The sequence below is a fragment of the Pseudomonas sp. B19125 genome (assembly GCF_044218855.1).
GTDB lineage: Bacteria > Pseudomonadota > Gammaproteobacteria > Pseudomonadales > Pseudomonadaceae > Aquipseudomonas > Aquipseudomonas edaphica.
Genome location: NZ_CP162589.1, coordinates 2,043,253 through 2,058,810, shown reverse-complemented (window position 1 = coordinate 2,058,810; position 15,558 = coordinate 2,043,253). Strand labels below are relative to the sequence as shown.

The 15,558-nt window shown below is 58.4% G+C and carries 13 protein-coding genes and 1 tRNA gene; 4 read left to right on the top strand and 10 right to left on the bottom strand.

The window, feature by feature from the left end:
- Positions 1-3: 3 nt before the first annotated feature.
- The 4 genes from AB4P96_RS09500 to AB4P96_RS09485 form a co-directional block, all read right to left on the bottom strand.
- A complete protein-coding gene (locus tag AB4P96_RS09500; protein ID WP_170039319.1) occupies positions 4-624 on the bottom strand; it encodes a cysteine hydrolase family protein in 621 nt (206 codons plus the stop codon).
- Positions 625-1,110: 486 nt separating this feature from the next.
- Positions 1,111-1,977, bottom strand: coding sequence for a patatin-like phospholipase family protein (locus AB4P96_RS09495; RefSeq protein ID WP_170039321.1), 867 nt, complete (start codon positions 1,975-1,977; stop codon positions 1,111-1,113).
- A 76-nt stretch (positions 1,978-2,053) separates the two neighbouring features.
- Positions 2,054-2,659 carry an RNA polymerase sigma factor gene (locus AB4P96_RS09490; RefSeq protein ID WP_170039323.1) on the bottom strand — a complete coding sequence of 202 codons (606 nt, stop codon included), beginning with the start codon at positions 2,657-2,659 and terminating at the stop codon, positions 2,054-2,056.
- Positions 2,660-3,101: 442 nt separating this feature from the next.
- Positions 3,102-3,191, bottom strand: a tRNA-Ser gene (locus AB4P96_RS09485).
- Positions 3,192-3,527: 336 nt separating this feature from the next.
- Between AB4P96_RS09485 and AB4P96_RS09480 the strand changes: the two genes are divergently transcribed.
- From AB4P96_RS09480 to AB4P96_RS09470, 3 genes are all read left to right on the top strand, one after another.
- Positions 3,528-4,220, top strand: coding sequence for a crotonase/enoyl-CoA hydratase family protein (locus AB4P96_RS09480; RefSeq protein ID WP_017138321.1), 693 nt, complete (start codon positions 3,528-3,530; stop codon positions 4,218-4,220).
- Between the two features lie 428 nt (positions 4,221-4,648).
- Entirely contained in the window at positions 4,649-5,389 is a 741-nt protein-coding gene (locus AB4P96_RS09475; RefSeq protein WP_017138322.1) for a 1-acyl-sn-glycerol-3-phosphate acyltransferase, read from the top strand.
- A gap of 134 nt (positions 5,390-5,523) precedes the next feature.
- The gene (locus AB4P96_RS09470; protein ID WP_099548771.1) at positions 5,524-6,495 is read left to right on the top strand and encodes a magnesium and cobalt transport protein CorA; all 972 of its coding nucleotides are present in this window, start codon (positions 5,524-5,526) and stop codon (positions 6,493-6,495) included.
- Here AB4P96_RS09470 and AB4P96_RS09465 read toward each other — a convergent pair.
- The 3 genes from AB4P96_RS09465 to AB4P96_RS09455 form a co-directional block, all read right to left on the bottom strand.
- Positions 6,492-7,217: an amidotransferase gene (locus AB4P96_RS09465; protein WP_017138323.1), complete on the bottom strand. Its 726-nt coding sequence runs from the start codon at positions 7,215-7,217 to the stop codon at positions 6,492-6,494. The two genes, AB4P96_RS09470 and AB4P96_RS09465, sit on opposite strands and share 4 nt — an antisense overlap.
- Positions 7,218-7,432: 215 nt before the next feature.
- Positions 7,433-9,580 (bottom strand): 3-hydroxyacyl-CoA dehydrogenase NAD-binding domain-containing protein, encoded by a 2,148-nt coding sequence (locus AB4P96_RS09460; protein ID WP_169985018.1) that lies wholly within the window; start codon positions 9,578-9,580, stop codon positions 7,433-7,435.
- A gap of 16 nt (positions 9,581-9,596) precedes the next feature.
- Complete coding sequence (locus AB4P96_RS09455) at positions 9,597-10,802, bottom strand: acetyl-CoA C-acetyltransferase (RefSeq protein WP_395600709.1); 1,206 nt, start codon at positions 10,800-10,802, stop codon at positions 9,597-9,599.
- Positions 10,803-11,450: 648 nt separating this feature from the next.
- On the opposite strand from AB4P96_RS09455, the gene AB4P96_RS09450 reads away from it, so the two are divergent.
- Complete coding sequence (locus tag AB4P96_RS09450; RefSeq protein ID WP_017138326.1) at positions 11,451-12,257, top strand: cytochrome c; 807 nt, start codon at positions 11,451-11,453, stop codon at positions 12,255-12,257.
- Positions 12,258-12,378: 121 nt separating this feature from the next.
- Here the strand turns inward: AB4P96_RS09450 and AB4P96_RS09445 are convergent, their stop codons facing one another.
- From AB4P96_RS09445 to AB4P96_RS09435, 3 genes are read right to left on the bottom strand one after another with little or no spacing between them, the layout of a single operon-like run.
- On the bottom strand, positions 12,379-13,182 hold the full coding sequence (locus AB4P96_RS09445) for a transglutaminase family protein (protein ID WP_170040894.1): 804 nt from the start codon (positions 13,180-13,182) through the stop codon (positions 12,379-12,381).
- Positions 13,179-14,129 carry an alpha-E domain-containing protein gene (locus tag AB4P96_RS09440; RefSeq protein ID WP_017138328.1) on the bottom strand — a complete coding sequence of 317 codons (951 nt, stop codon included), beginning with the start codon at positions 14,127-14,129 and terminating at the stop codon, positions 13,179-13,181. The genes AB4P96_RS09445 and AB4P96_RS09440 overlap by 4 nt, the downstream gene beginning before the upstream one ends.
- Before the next feature lie 3 nt (positions 14,130-14,132).
- The gene (locus AB4P96_RS09435) at positions 14,133-15,542 is read right to left on the bottom strand and encodes a circularly permuted type 2 ATP-grasp protein (RefSeq protein WP_017138329.1); all 1,410 of its coding nucleotides are present in this window, start codon (positions 15,540-15,542) and stop codon (positions 14,133-14,135) included.
- Positions 15,543-15,558: the final 16 nt, after the last annotated feature.

The window sequence follows — 15,558 nt, the reverse complement described above, 5'->3', positions numbered from 1 at the left end:
CCGTTAGCGCACAGACAAGCCGACGACCTGGGACGTGGTCAGCACGTCACCAAAAGTGTCTTCAATCTCAGCGAGTGCCGAGGCGTGCAGTTGGTCCTGGGTCACCGACTCACCGTTGGCACGGGTGATTGCCCGGGTCGCCGAAGCATCGCTAGCAACCACAATGGCGTAGCCCAATGCCGCACCATCACGGGCCGCACCCGCGACACAGGCGTGAGTCATCAGGCCGCAGATGATCAGGGTACGGATGCCCTGGTGCTGAAGTTGGTTGTGCAGGTCAGTGCTGGCGAACACGCTGACGCTGGTCTTCTGCACCAGTGTGTCTTGAGCGCGCGGCTGCATCAGTGGGTGGAAATCGACGGTGTTGCCGTCCTGGGCAAACACTGCAGAACCGGCTGGCGCGATGTGCTGGATGTGAATGACCGGGATCTTGTGCTGGTCGGCGAATTCGACCAGGCACTGGGCGTTATGCAGCGCGGCCGCACCTTCGGGGATCGGCATCTTGCCGTTGAAATATTCGTTCTGGAAATCGATGACCAGCAGTGCGGTGGTGGCTGGGTCAAGCTGGGTGACGGGTGTTGCGCCAGACATTGCGCGGATGGTCTGCTGAGAGGGGTTGATCATTTGTGCGTTTCCTTAAACCGTAACGGGGTGAGTGGCGTCGAGTTTAAGGGGGGCTTTCATGTTTGAAATACACACAGGAATGAACAATATCTGTGCAAAAACTGCACATTTATTGCGAAATAAACCGGTCGTGTCCAGCTAATATCAGGCAGTTAAGAGGTCACTTTATTGTGGCGAGCAGGCCACCCCTGTGTTGATCCACGAAGCGGTGTAAGCACTTTCTTACTGGCCCACCAAGAGAAGTGAGCGATTGAATAAATCCGTCCCGTTTTTCAGTGTTAGCCAGTTGAGGTGGGATTGGTATACCAGCCATACCGGATCTGGTATCCACCCTCACAAAAAAGCCCCCCACACTTGGCTTCGATGTGGGGGCCTGTTTTATATAAGTGGCGTTATTCTAATTTCGCTTTCAATCTAACTTTCGTGAACCGTCGCAATCGGCCAATCGAAACCGACCGATCGCTTCTAGAAACCCGGGCTATTTACCTATATCTGGGTGTGGGTGTGAGCCTGTAACGAATCCGGCACACCAGTGCGAATTAACCCACCTTCCTCAATCCACGTTTGGGTCGACTGGTAAGCGCGCTTTAGGAGCTGATCTGTTTGGCTGAAATCGAATACCGAAGCATTTAATGGGCACAACGGCGCAACAACGTGAATAGACGCCCGCGGAGCGTACAACTCAATATCACGTACCAGTTGACGCATGCTCATTAAATTGAGTGTGTGCAAGGCTAATGCAACGAGCCCGATCGGCGGATTAGGGCAGGCACAACCGAAACCAGTTGGTACCACAACAACACGAGTGGCCCCTAGTGAGATTGCACTGGCAATAGGTGTGTTGCTAGCCACGCCACCGTCAATTAAGAGTTTGTTACTTATTCGGACGGGTGGAAACACCAGCGGGATTGCTGCACTGGCGAGTAAGGCCTGTTCAGCACTGCCACTGGAAAGTAACTCTTCAGCACCGCTGAGCAGATTGGTGGTGACGATATACAAAGGCAACTCAGTATCTTCGATCAATTTCACCGGCAGCGACCGGCGCACCAGGTGTTGTAACGCTGAAGCGCGTAGAAGATATCCACGACGTCGCAATATTGCCGTCAGGGTGTCGATTACAGAAAATGGAAACACATCCGCCTTTCGCAAACCCCGCCAGAAGTCAGCGAGCTCAGCGATCCCCTGCGCATTCGGCCTGGCTGCGAAATACGCACCATTGATGGCCCCGACAGATGCGCCGACCACCAGATCGAATCTAATGCCGTCGTCCACAAGAGCTTGCAACATTCCAACCTGAACCGCACCGAGGCTACCGCCACCTGCGAGAACGAGTGCAGTTTTTACAGTCGCCATGGCAGACCTCCAGTGGAAATCTCAGTACCATTTTTCGAGTGCCAACATCCAGGCAGTTGGGAAATCACCATGATGCTCACATATCAAAAACAGACTGGTACTCCGCAATTGCCGAAAAAACCTTTAAACGCGCTCGGTGCAAAAGCACTCTTACGTTAGTCAGCGATATTCCGAGGAGCGTAGAAATTTCATCCAGCTCCAATCCAGAGCGCTCTCTCAGTATCAACACGCTTCTTTGCAGATCCGGTAGCGCCTCAAGAGCAACGTTAATTCGAGCATATAGCTCGGATTCGCTCAGAAGTGCTTCGGGGCTATCTTCATGCAACGCCCCAGGCGAAGTGTAGGAAAGATCATCTACAAATAAAACGCTTCTTCCTTCAACCCAAGAGGTACATGGGATACAGTTCGATTCACTGCGCCGAGCTTTGTATCTACATTTCGCCGTATTCGACGTGATCCTTAGCATCCAGGTTTTTAAGCTGGATCGTCTCTGAAATTTCCCCATGCCTCTCACAATCGCAAGCCATGCATCTTGCACTACATCGTCCGCATGGCGCGGCCCCACGATTCCATAAGCTATGGCCCTCATTGCGCCCTGATGCGTGCACACCAAATCACGATATGCGTCTTGTTCTCCGCGCAATAGGCGGTCCAAAAAATGAGCGTCATCCGTGGCGTTCATGGCAGTACCTGACTGTGGTCCTATCATGATCGTAGCTGTCCTTGGCAGGAATGATGGTTCGGATCAAGAAATGCCTGAACCGCTCATCGCACTGCATCGCTTGATGATCTCGGATACTCATCGCACTCGAGCCCTCAAGAGGACATACGGATCAATCCCTCCGCTGGATGCACAGCACAGAGAATCAAATAAGGGAGGAGATTAGGTATGGCAATGAATCGCCTTTGCTTTGATTGACACCATTGAGTTGCAGCTACCTGCCAAAGTTAGCCAACCGCATACCCAATCAACGGCGCAGAGATGCAATGCATCTCGCGAACAAAAAACACACCAAAAATGCGCACTAGTCCCATGACGGCCCCATGGGGCTATTTTTTGGACGCCAAAAACCACAAACCCCCGACTTTCACTAGGAAAATCAGGGGTTTGTGTTTGTAGAATGTGGCGGTGAAGGAGAGATTCGAACTCTCGATACAATTTCTTGTATACACACTTTCCAGGCGTGCTCCTTAAGCCACTCGGACACTTCACCGTATCTCGTCAAACCAGTTCAGTCTGTCGAGGCGCGCTAATGTAGTCGAAAGCCTTTCTGATGGCAAAGGTTTTTTTCAGAATTTTCATGCGCTTAGACGGTTATGCCGGGACTCGCTCGGTGAGGGGTGGTGAATCTGCCATTCTTGGGCATCGGTTGCGGGTGTCTGGCGCGGCGGCTGTGCCCTGCTGCGGGCCGTCTACCCTTGGGAATGCGGGAAAAGTCTGACTGTGTAGTCAGTCACGGCGCTTTACCGGGGCGGGCGTGGTGGGTAACGTCTGCGCATGCGCTTCTATTAACAGCCTATCTATAACAATTCCTACAAGGAACCGCGTCATGAGTGAGTTGATTGCCTACCACCTCGAAGACGGTATCGCGACCCTGACCTTGAGCAACGGCAAGGTAAACGCCATTTCTCCGGCAGTGGTTGCTGAGTTCAACGCTGCGCTGGATCAGGCCGAGAAGGATCGGGCGGTGGTGATCATCACCGGCACGCCGGGGATTCTGTCGGGTGGTTATGATTTGAAGGTGATGACCGCTGGGCCTAAAGAAGCCATTGGCCTGGTGACATCGGGTTCGACGTTGGCGCGGCGCCTGTTGTCGCACCCGTTCCCGGTGATTGTGGCGTGCCCTGGGCATGCGGTGGCCAAGGGTGCGTTCCTGCTGTTGTCGGCGGATTACCGGATTGGCGTGGAAGGCCCGTTCAGCATTGGCCTGAACGAAGTGGCGATCGGCATGACCATGCACCACGCCGGTATCGAGTTGGCGCGGGATCGTCTGCGTAAATCGGCGTTTCATCGTTCGGTGATCAATGCCGAGATGTTTGATCCGCAGGGCGCGTTGGGCGCTGGCTTCCTGGATAAGGTGGTGGCGCCGGAGGAGTTGCACGCAGCGGCCCTGGAGGCTGCGCGGCAGCTGAAGAAGATCAATATGAACGCCCACAAACACACCAAGTTGAAGGTGCGTAAGGCACTGTTGGAAGCCTTGGATGATGCAATCATTCAGGATCAGGGCCACAACCTGGGCTAATGCCCTATAGCTGAGTAGCTAAAGGCAACATCTGTTCTGAGCGGGCTGTTGTGGCGAGCGGGCTTGCCCCGCGTTGGGCTGCGCAGCGGCCCCAGTAAAGGCACTGAGGTTTCGCCTGAAAGAACGCGGGGCCTGGTTTTGGGGCTGCTTCGCAGCCCAACGCGGGGCAAGCCCGCTCGCCACAGAATAGGTGGCCACCGTCAATAATTGTCTAGATACCTACAGCTGATGTGCCAAAGCCCGACCTTGAGTCGGGCTTTTTCTTACAAATAAATCCGAAACGTCTTTAGCCGCTCTAGTCGGGCTATGTCGGCATACGTTGAAACATGTGCTTAAACATCGCCCATCTCCTACGTCTGTAGGGGCAATTGCCGAATACAGTGCACATCCGTACACTGCGCCACCTTTTGTCCCGATGGGCTGTGTCGATGCTTTTTCTGTTACGTATGTTGTTGATGGGCCTGCACTTTATGGTCGCCGGGGTATTGGGCGTGCTGTTGGGTGTGTGCCGGCCGTTCAACCCGGACAACAGCCGCCTGTGTGCTCGTCTCTATGCGTTGCCTGCCATGCGTATCCTGGGCTTGCGCCTTAAGGCCGATGTCGACTCGTTGCGTAACAAGCCCGGCACCTGTGTGGTCATCGCCAACCATCAGTCCAACTATGACCTGTTTATATTCGGCAATGTGGTGCCCCATCGCACGGTGTGTATCGCTAAAAAGAGTCTGAAGTGGGTGCCGTTGTTCGGCCAGTTGTTCTGGCTGGCGGGCAATGTGTTGATTGACCGCGGCAATGCGCACAAGGCGCGCCGGGCGATGCTTACGACCACACAGACCTTGCAGCATGAGGACACCTCGATTTGGGTGTTCGCCGAAGGCACACGCAACCTGGGCAAAGGTTTGCTGCCGTTCAAGAAGGGCGCGTTCCATATGGCGATTGCGGCTGGCGTACCGATTGTGCAGGTGTGCGCCAGCACTTACGTCAAGCATATGCAGCTCAATCGCTGGAACAGCGGTGAGGTGCTCATACGCTCGTTGCCGCCGATTCCTACCGTCGGGCTGACTTCGGATGACATCCCGGCGTTGATGCAGACGTGTCAGGCGCAGATGGAGGCATGCATTGCCGAGATGGACCATGAGCTGCAAACCGCTTGGGCACCTGCGCCTTTGTGATTGATGGGGGGCTTCGCCCCCAGCGCAAGCAAGCTTGCTCGCCACAAAAAGCTGACCTCTGCACCGCAACAAGGGAACGCCATTCAGGCTAAGCTGCCCAACACCTGTCCTCCTAATAAGAAGCGATCTGCACCATGGGTAGAGTTGTTGCGGCAGCCGTTTACAGCGCCGGTAAGAAAGTCACGGATATCACCCTCGACGAAGGCGCCGCCTGGGCCGCCAAACCCGACCATTTTGTGTGGATCGGCCTGGAAGAACCCAGCGCCCAGGAGCTGGCCAACCTGCAACGCCAGTTCAACCTGCATGAGCTGGCCATCGAAGACGCCCTGGAAAAACACAGCCGCCCCAAGCTTGAAACCTTCGGCGATGCGCTGTTTATCGTCACCTACTCACCGGTGCGCGAAAACGGCAAGCTGGAGTTTATCGAGACCCATATCTTCGCCGGCAACGGCTACATCATCACCGCCCGCAACGGCCACTCGGCGTCCTACGGTTTTGTGCGCCAGCGCTGTGAGGCGCGGCCGTTGTTGCTGGAGCATGGGGAAGATTTCGTACTCTATGCGCTGCTGGATTTCGTCACCGAAAACTACCAGCCGGTGAGCGAAGCGATCCACGCCGAGATTGATGAGTTGGAGCGCAACGTGCTGTGCAGTTCCCTGAGCGAGCACGATATCCAAAACCTGCACGGCCTGCGCCGCGATGTGCTGCGGCTCAAACGGTATGTGGCGCCGATGGTGGAGATCAGCCAGGAGCTGCAGAAGCTCAGCTTCCCATTTATCGACAAGAATATGCGCCCGTATTTTCGCGATGTGCAGATCCACGTGACGCGGCAGATGGAGGACCTCACTACCCTGCGCGATATCGCCAGCCAGACCATCGAAATCGGTGTGTTACTGGAGGCTTCGCGGCAAAGCGTGGTGCAGCGCAAGTTCGCCGCCTGGGCGGCGATTCTGGCATTCCCCACGGCGGTGGCGGGGATTTATGGGATGAACTTCCAGAACATGCCCGAGCTGCAATGGCACTACGGCTATTTTGCGGTGCTCGGGTTTATTGCGGTGGGCTGCACCAGTTTGTGGGCCAGCTTTAAACGGTCGGGCTGGCTTTAAGCCGCAGCCTCTGGCTTGTGGGCGACAAAGCGCATCATCCATTCCGCCACGGTGGCACCGTGGTGGTCACGCGCAAGGCTGGCCACGCCGTGGGTGTAGACCTTTTCGCCCAGGGTTGTCTGAAGAATCTCCAGTAACTCGCGGGAATAGTCGTGGATAAACTCCGGGTGGCCCTGGAAGCACAGCACCTGGTCTTCGATGTGGTACGCGGCATACGGGCAAAAATCGCTGGAGGCGATCACCGTGGCGTTGTCCGGCAGCGCGGTGACCTGGTCCTGGTGGCTGATCAGCAAGGTCAATTCTTCCACCACCGGGCTCATCCACGGCGCTTTGGCGTTGAGCTTGTAGTCGTGGATGCCCATGCCCCAGCCTTGGCTGGCGCGTTCGGTCTTGCCGCCCAGCAGCAGCGCGAGTAACTGGTGACCGAAACACACGCCCAGCAACTTGTCGCCACGCTCGTAGCGCTCAAGCACGTAGGTTTTGAGGGTCTGGATCCACGGGTCGGTGCCGAAGGAATCGGCCTTGCTGCCGGTGATCAGGTAGGCATCAAATACCTCGTCAGCTGGCGGGTATTCGCCCTGCACCACGTTGTAGATGACGAATTCGGCGGCAATCGGTTGCTTGGAGAACAGGCGCTTGAACATCTGCCCGTACCCTTGGTATTGATCGATCAAGCCTGGACGCAGGATATCGGTTTCCAGGATACAGACGCGTAGCGACATAAAAAATACCTGACACAGTGATGGGAATAATGCACAGCCCAGAGCCTGCCTTGAAACACCCCAGCAAAGCAAGTCCCGCCAAGTGACTACCTGTGGGAGCGGGCTTGCCCGCGATAGTGGTGTGTCAGCCACTGCAAATATCGGCTGATATGACGCTATCGCGGGCCAGCCCGCTCCCACAGGGGTTCTCCATCATTCAAAACAGGGCGGTTTGATCAGGCAAATAGTTCACCCCGTGCAGCCTTCTCAAGCAACAACGCTGGCGGTGAGAACCGCTCGCCATATTGCTCGGCCAGGTAACGCGCCCGGGCAATGAAGTCGTTCAGGCCATACTGGTTGATAAACTGCAGCGCACCGCCACTCCACGCGGCAAAGCCAATGCCGAAGATAGAGCCCACATTGGCATCCGCCGTGGACATCAACACGCCCTCCTCCACGCACCGCACGGTTTCAATCGCCTGAATAAACAGTAAACGGTCGCGCACATCCTGCGCTGAGATCTGTTTGCCGGGTTGTTCAAAGCGGGTTTTCAGCTCGGGCCACAGATGCTTGTGCCCGCCTGCGGGGTAGTCGTAAAAACCGCCGCCTGCCGCCTTGCCCGTGCGTTTGTATTCATTCACCAACAGATCGATCACAGCCGTCGCCGGGTGAGCCGGCACTTGCTTGCCTTCGGCTTGCAGATCCTTCGCCGTCTGCTGTCGGATATGGCTCATCAAGCTGAGGGACACTTCATCCGACACCGCCAACGGCCCCACCGGCATACCGGCCTTGCGCGCTTCGGTTTCGATCATCGGCGCTGCCACGCCTTCGCCGAGCATGGCGATGCCTTCGTTGGTGAAGGTGCCGAACACCCGCGAGGTGAAGAAGCCGCGGCTGTCGTTGACCACTATCGGGGTTTTCTTGATTTGCAGTACGAAATCAAAACCTCGGGCCAGGGTTTCGTCGCGGGTGTGTGCGCCCTTGATGATTTCTACCAGCGGCATCTTGTCGACGGGGCTGAAGAAATGCAGGCCAATGAATTGGCCTTGATCGGGCACCGCTGTTGCCAGGCCAGTGATGGGCAAGGTGGAGGTGTTGGAAGCGATCACGGCATCGCTGCCGACCACGCTTTGCGCCGCCGCCGTGACTTTGGCTTTGAGTTCACGGTCCTCATACACCGCTTCGATGATCAGGTCGCAGCCGGCCAGGTCGGCATCGGAGGCCGTAGGATGAATCCGCGCCAAGGTGCTTTCCCGCTGTTCGGCGGTCGATTGCCCACGACTGACTTTCTTGTCCAGCAGCGCGGCAGAATGCGCCTTGCCCTTCTCGGCCGCCGCCAGGTTGATGTCCTTGAGCACCACCTCAACGCCCGCACAGGCACTCACATACGCAATGCCCGCGCCCATCATCCCGGCGCCCAGCACGCCCACCTTACGCGTGACATAAGGGGCAAAACCTTTCGGCCGTGAGCTGCCGGCGTTGATCTCATTGAGCTGAAACCAGAAGGTGCCAATCATGTTTTTCGCCACTTGCCCGGTGACCAACTCGGTGAAGTAGCGGGTTTCGATCAGGTGCGCAGTGTCGAAATCCACTTGGGCGCCTTCTACAGCCGCACAGAGAATTTTCTCCGGCGCGGGGAAGCAGCCATTGGTTTTACTGCGCAAAATCGACGGCGCGATGGCCAGCATCTGCGCAACTTTTGGATTTGACGGCGTGCCGCCGGGGATCTGGTAGCCCTTGTTGTCCCACGGTTGTTTGGCCTCGGGATTGGCCAAAATCCAGGCGCGGGACTTGGCCAGCAGCTCATCGCGATCCGCCGCCAGCTCATTGATCAAACCCGCCTGCAACGCCTGCTGCGGCCGCACTTTTTTACCTTCCAGCAAATACGGCAAGGCCTTTTCCAGCCCCAGCATGCGCACCATGCGCACTACCCCGCCGCCGCCCGGTAATAGGCCCAGGGTGACTTCCGGCAGGCCAAGCTGGGTAGATTTGTCATCCAGCGCAACGCGGTAATGACACGCCAGGCAAATCTCCCAACCGCCGCCCAGCGCTGCGCCATTGATCGCGGCCACCACCGGTTTACCGAGAGTTTCCAGGCGCCGCAGTTGCGCCTTCAACACCAGCACGCTGTCGTAGAAAGCCTTGGCGTGGGCTTTGTCGACTTTGATCAGTTCATTGAGGTCGCCACCGGCGAAAAAAGTCTTCTTCGCCGAGGTGATAACCACGCCGGCGATGTTGGCCTTTTCCGCCTCAAGGCGTGTGACGATGGCCGCCATGGCCTCCCGGTACACGCCGTTCATGGTGTTGGCGCTCTGGCCGGGCATGTCGAGGGTCAGCACCACAATCTGGTCCTGGCCTTTTTCGTAACGAATGGCTTCGGTCATGACAAATTCCTTGGGCTCAGAGGCGTTCGATGATGGTGGCGATGCCCATGCCACCGCCGACACACAGGGTGGCCAGGCCGTAGCGCTGCTGACGCACCTCCAGCTCGTCGAGCAGGGTGCCAAGGATCGCGCAGCCGGTGGCGCCCAGCGGGTGGCCCATGGCAATGGAGCCGCCGTTGACGTTGACTCGAGCGGCGTCTATGCCCATGTCTTTGATGAACTTGAGAACCACGGAAGCAAACGCTTCGTTGACTTCGAACAGGTCGATGTCTTCAACGCGCAGACCGGCTTTGGCCAACGCCTTGCGCGTCGCCGGTGCGGGGCCGGTGAGCATGATGGTCGGGTCGGTGCTGGTGACCGCCGTGGCGACGATGCGCGCCCGTGGTTGCAGGCCCAATTCACGGCCCTTGGCCTCGGAGCCGATCAGCATCAACGCAGCGCCGTCGACAATGCCGGAGCTGTTGCCGGGCGTGTGTACATGGTGGATACGCTCCACATGGCTGTAGACCCGCAGCGCGGTGGCGTCGAACCCCATCTGCCCCATCATTTCGAAGCTTGGCTTGAGCTTGCCGAGGCCTTCGAGGGTGGAGTCACCACGGATAAATTCATCATGGTCCAACAGCACGATGCCGTTCTGATCCTGCACCGCAATCAGCGACTTGTTGAAGGAACCGTCTGCACGAGCCCTGGCCGCTTTCTGCTGGGACTGTAGGGCGAAGGTGTCGACGTCCTGGCGGGTGAAGCCTTCGAGTGTAGCGATCAGGTCCGCACCAATGCCTTGTGGCGTGAAGTGGCTGTGCAGATTGGTCTGCGGGTCGAGCACCCAGGCGCCGCCGTCGCTGCCCATAGGCACGCGGGACATGGACTCGACACCGCCGACCACCACCAGGTCTTCGAAGCCCGAGCGCACTTTCATTGCGCCAAGGTTCACCGCTTCGAGGCCCGAGGCGCAAAAGCGGTTGATCTGCACGCCAGCAACGCTGACGTCCCAGTCGGCCACCAGTGCAGCGGTCTTGGCAATGTCGGCGCCCTGGTCACCCACCGGGGTGACGCAGCCAAGGACGATGTCATCCACCTGGCGCGTGTCGAGGTCGCTGCGTTGCGCCAGCGCCGTCAGCAGGCCCACCACCAGGTTGACCGGTTTGACGCTGTGCAGGGCACCATCGGCCTTGCCTTTGCCACGGGGCGTACGTATCGCATCAAAGATCAAAGCTTGGGTCATGACATCCTCGAGCAGCCAGTGCGTGTGTGCCTACCTTCAGGCCCGATTGACACGGTTTCAATGACCGATGCGCTCATTGCTTTTGACCCCCTCGCTCGGACGAACGGTAGGCAGCTATGGGAAACCGCTGATTAATCGTTTTAGCTGTCTAGCCCTAGGGCTGGCGCCAAGATGGCACTAAGCCTCATGCCGTTTTTAGCGCTAATACTGATTAGCTGATATGAAATGGATCTAAGCCGCGAAGAACGAGGGCTCTAAGGTTGAATCAGTAGGAAGCTGCTGCCGGGTTTTGCTGGGGCAGTTGTAAGAAAAGTGCAACGTCACATCGCGATACTGAAATTTATCGGCACGCATTTGACGCTCAGGAATAACAACAAAAGGCAGTCAGCCATGTTTAAACATTCGAAAGTACGTCAGGCGGGACTTATTCTGTTCGCCACCACACTGATTCTGATCCTGCCCAATTTAACCAAGGTTATCGGGTGACGATTCAGCCTCCAGATTCCGTGCACACACAGCACCAGGACTGCAGCTTTTGGCAGCACCTGCCAGGACATTGCGCATAGCGGTCCTGTTGCAGGGGCTGTCTTTTTGCGCGCAGCTTTCCGGTATTGTGGGCGCCACCGCCACCTAGAACCGGGCTCTCCCTTGAAACCGATCCTTGCCTTCCTCGCTTTGCTGTTGGCCCTGCCGGCAACGGCCGCGCAATTGACCATCGAACTCGACCACACCCGCAAGACCTGGCAGACCGCTGAGCTGCTCAAGCACCCGGATGCGCAGACGGTGCAGATCGTCGATGACGTTTCCTACAAGCGCACTATGACCTATCGCGCCGTGCCGCTGGCCTCTCTGCTACCGGGTCTCACGCCTGCGAACCATCTGCAAGCCGTGGCCCTGGATGGGTTCGCCGCAGAACTGACAGCCGCGCCGCTTCTGGAGAAACACGGTGCCCGCGCCTGGCTGGCAGTGGAAGACCCGGCCCAGCCGTGGCCTGCACTGGCAGACGGTAAACCGAGTGCCGGGCCGTTTTATCTGGTATGGACCGACCCGCAAGCCGGGCATATCAGCCCTGAACAGTGGCCGTTCCAGGTGTCCGAGATCAAGCAATTGAAGACGGTGGCTGAGCGTTTTCCGGCCTTGTTGCCTGACCCGAAGTTGGCGGCGAATGACCCGGTCAACCAGGGCTTTGCGCTGTTTCAGAAGAATTGCCTGGCGTGTCATCGGCTCAATGGCGCCGGCGATGCGCAGGTGGGGCCGGACTTGAATATTCCCTACAACCCCACCGAGTATTTCAGCGGGGATTTCCTCAAGCGTTACATCCGCGACCCGCAGAGCTTGCGGCATTGGCCACAGGCGAAGATGCCGGCGTTTAACGCCAGTGTGCTGCCCGATGGCGAGTTGGATTTGCTGGTGGGGTACTTGAAGCATATGGCGGGGCGTAAGCAACAACCCTAAGCCCATCACAAATCCAATGTGGGAGCTGGCTTGCCTGCGATAGCGGCCTGCCAGCCCGCACAGGTGTAGCTGACCCACTGCTATCGCAGGCAAGCCAGCTCCCACACTTAAAGTGCTGTGCCTATTGCTGCTGCACCGAAATCACCGGCGTCGGCGCCACGAACACCTTGGCATGCATTTGCTCATGCCCACCGCCTCTGCGCATACCGCGCACCGGGCAGGCGTCGAGGTAATCCAAACCTACGGCCAGCTTCAAATGCCGCTCCGGTCGGGCCAGTTGGTTGGTCACATCAAAGCTGTACCAGGCGTCATCCAGCCAGGCTTCGGCCCAGGCGTGGCTCGCCAGGTGCGTGCTGTCTTCGGTGTACAAATACCCCGACACATACCGCGCAGGTATCCCCAGGCTGCGCGCGCAGGCCAGGAACGCGTGGGTGTGGTCCTGACACACGCCTGCACGCCCGGCAAAGGCCTGGGCCGCGCAGGTGTCGACTTCGGTGGCGCCAGGCGTGTAGACCATTGATTGGTTGAGCGCGTGCATCAGGTCGATCAACGCGTTGCGATCGCGACGTTGCTGGCAGTGCTGTTGCGCAAAACCCAGCAATGCTTCATCGGGTTCTGTCAGGCGCGTGCTGCGCAGGAACGGAAACGCTGACTGGTTCTCGTGTTCCGCCTCACGCAACTCGTCGATATCCACCTGGCCTCGGGCGCCAATAATGATCGCATCGTGGGGCTCATCCAGGGTCAACACGTGCAGGATATTGCCGAACGGGTCGACTTGCGCGCGCACCGGGCGCGGCAAATCCAGCTGCCAGCTGATCACATGCTGGCGCTCGCTGTCGTGGGGCGTAAGGCGCAGGTACTGAATGCTGGCGCGCACCTGGTCTTCGTAGTGGTAGGTGGTTTCGTGGCTGATGGAGAGTCTCATGCGGCCTCCAGGTAGGAACTGTAAATGGCGTCGCCCAACTGGCGCACCAAGGGGATGAAGTCGGTCAGCCAGGCGTGCAGGCCTTCCTCGATGATTTCGTCAATGGCGGTAAAGCGCAGGCGCGCGTCCATCTCGGCGGCCAGGCGCTGGGCCGGACGGCCGTTGATGCCGGGCAGGCTGGCGAGGATCTGGTCGATCTCTTCGCTGCACGCCCTTAATGAGCGCGGGACGTCGGCGCGTAGCAACAGTAATTCAGCCACTTGCCGGGCGCCGGGCGCGTCGCGGTAGATCTCGGTGTAGGCCTCGAACGACGACAAGGCGCGCAGCAGGGCGCTCCACTGATAGTAGGCGTGGGCCGTGCCGTCGGTGACGACGGCTGCTTGGTCACCGGCCATTTCGTAGCGAGCGTCAAGCAGCCGCAGGGTGTTGTCGGCGCGTTCGATAAAGGTGCCCAGGCGAATAAAGCGAAACGCATCGTTACGCATGATGGTGCCGTAGGTGGCGCCCCGGAACAGGTGCGAGCGCTCCTTGACCCATTCACAAAAACGGCTCATGCCATAACGGCTAAGCCCTTGCCGGGCGATATCGCGAATATCCAGCCAGGTGGTGTTGATGTTTTCCCACATGTCAGCGGTAATTCGCCCGCGCACCGCATGGGCGCTGGCCCGCGCGGCGCCGAGGCAGCTGTAGATGCTCGCCGGGTTGGCCGCGTCCAGTGCGAAAAAGTGCAGCAGGCGCTCGGCATGCAACTCACCGTGACGCGCGTGGTAATCATCGAGGGTGCCGGTGATCAGCAGCGGCATGGCCAGTTCGTGCAGGCCATCGCCGCGTCCATCCTGGGGCATCAGCGACAGCGAATAGCTGACATCAAGCATGCGCGCGAGGTTTTCCGCGCGCTCCAGGTAGCGAGACATCCAGTACAAATCCGAGGCAGTTCTACTCAACATGGTTCAATCCTCGACCACCCAGGTGTCTTTGGTGCCGCCGCCCTGGGACGAGTTGACCACCAGCGACCCTTCACGCAGCGCCACGCGGGTCAGGCCGCCGGGGACCACGCGGGTTTCCTTGCCGGACAAGACGAACGGGCGCAGGTCGATATGCCGTGGCGCGATACCGTTTTCAACAAAGGTCGGGCAGGTGGATAAACACAGGGTCGGCTGGGCGATATAGGCGTGGGGTTTGGCCTTGATACGGGCGCGGAAGGCTTCGATTTCCGCCGCAGTGGAGGCTGGGCCGACCAGCATGCCGTAGCCGCCGGAGCCTTGGGTTTCCTTGACCACCAGATCCGGCAGGTTGGCCAGCACGTGGGACAATTCATCAGGCTTGCGGCATTGAAAGGTCGGCACGTTCTGCAGAATAGGCTCTTCATCCAGGTAAAACCGGATCATCTCGGTGACAAACGGGTACACCGATTTGTCATCCGCCACCCCGGTGCCGATCGCATTGGCCAGCACTACATTGCCCGAGCGGTATGCGGCCAGCAGGCCGGGCACGCCGAGCATCGAGTCGGGGTTGAAGGCCAGCGGGTCGAGGAACGCATCGTCGAGGCGACGGTAGATCACGTCCACGGCCTTGGGACCGTCGGTGGTGCGCATGAACACACGGTCATCACGCACGAACAGGTCGGCGCCCTCCACCAGTTCCACGCCCATCTCACGAGCCAAAAAGGCATGCTCGAAAAACGCACTGTTAAAACGCCCCGGTGTCAGCACTACCACGCTTGGGTTATCCAGTGGGCTTGAGCTTTTCAGGGTGTCGAGCAGCAGGTTGGGATAGTGGTCGATGGGCGCAATGCGCTGGGCCGCAAACAGTTCCGGGAACAGGCGCATCATCATCTTGCGGTCTTCGAGCATGTAGCTCACACCGCTTGGCGTGCGCAAATTGTCTTCCAGCACGTAGTACGTGCCGTCACCGTCGCGCACGAGGTCGACGCCGGAGATGTGGGAATACAGATCACGGTGCAGGTTCAAGCCCTGCATGGCCAGTTGGTATTGGTCATTGGCCAGCACTTGTTCGGCGGGGATGATGCCGGCCTTGATGATGCGTTGCCCGTGGTACAGGTCGGCCAGGAACAGGTTCAGCGCCTTGACCCGTTGAATGCAGCCACGCTCGACCATCCGCCATTCACTGGCGGGAATGCTGCGTGGGATGGTGTCAAACGGGATCAGGCGCTCGGTGCCCTGCTCGTCCCCGTAAAGGGTGAAGGTGATGCCGGCACGGTGGAACAGCAAATCGGCTTCACGCCGACGTTGCGCGAGCAGTTCGGCGGGCGTATCAGCCAACCAGCGGGCGAACTCGCGGTAATGGGGCCGGACCTGCCCTGCCCCGTCGTACATTTCATCGTAATAAGTGCGGGTCATGCCGTACTCCTTGTCA

Coding starts and splice junctions, on each gene's coding strand:
- AB4P96_RS09500 (WP_170039319.1), bottom strand. CDS start 624: ATGATCAACCCCTCTCAGCAGACCATCCGCGCAATGTCTGGCGCAACA.
- AB4P96_RS09495 (WP_170039321.1), bottom strand. CDS start 1,977: ATGGCGACTGTAAAAACTGCACTCGTTCTCGCAGGTGGCGGTAGCCTC.
- AB4P96_RS09490 (WP_170039323.1), bottom strand. CDS start 2,659: ATGAACGCCACGGATGACGCTCATTTTTTGGACCGCCTATTGCGCGGA.
- AB4P96_RS09480 (WP_017138321.1), top strand. CDS start 3,528: ATGAGTGAGTTGATTGCCTACCACCTCGAAGACGGTATCGCGACCCTG.
- AB4P96_RS09475 (WP_017138322.1), top strand. CDS start 4,649: ATGCTTTTTCTGTTACGTATGTTGTTGATGGGCCTGCACTTTATGGTC.
- AB4P96_RS09470 (WP_099548771.1), top strand. CDS start 5,524: ATGGGTAGAGTTGTTGCGGCAGCCGTTTACAGCGCCGGTAAGAAAGTC.
- AB4P96_RS09465 (WP_017138323.1), bottom strand. CDS start 7,217: ATGTCGCTACGCGTCTGTATCCTGGAAACCGATATCCTGCGTCCAGGC.
- AB4P96_RS09460 (WP_169985018.1), bottom strand. CDS start 9,580: ATGACCGAAGCCATTCGTTACGAAAAAGGCCAGGACCAGATTGTGGTG.
- AB4P96_RS09455 (WP_395600709.1), bottom strand. CDS start 10,802: ATGACCCAAGCTTTGATCTTTGATGCGATACGTACGCCCCGTGGCAAA.
- AB4P96_RS09445 (WP_170040894.1), bottom strand. CDS start 13,182: ATGAGACTCTCCATCAGCCACGAAACCACCTACCACTACGAAGACCAG.
- AB4P96_RS09440 (WP_017138328.1), bottom strand. CDS start 14,129: ATGTTGAGTAGAACTGCCTCGGATTTGTACTGGATGTCTCGCTACCTG.
- AB4P96_RS09435 (WP_017138329.1), bottom strand. CDS start 15,542: ATGACCCGCACTTATTACGATGAAATGTACGACGGGGCAGGGCAGGTC.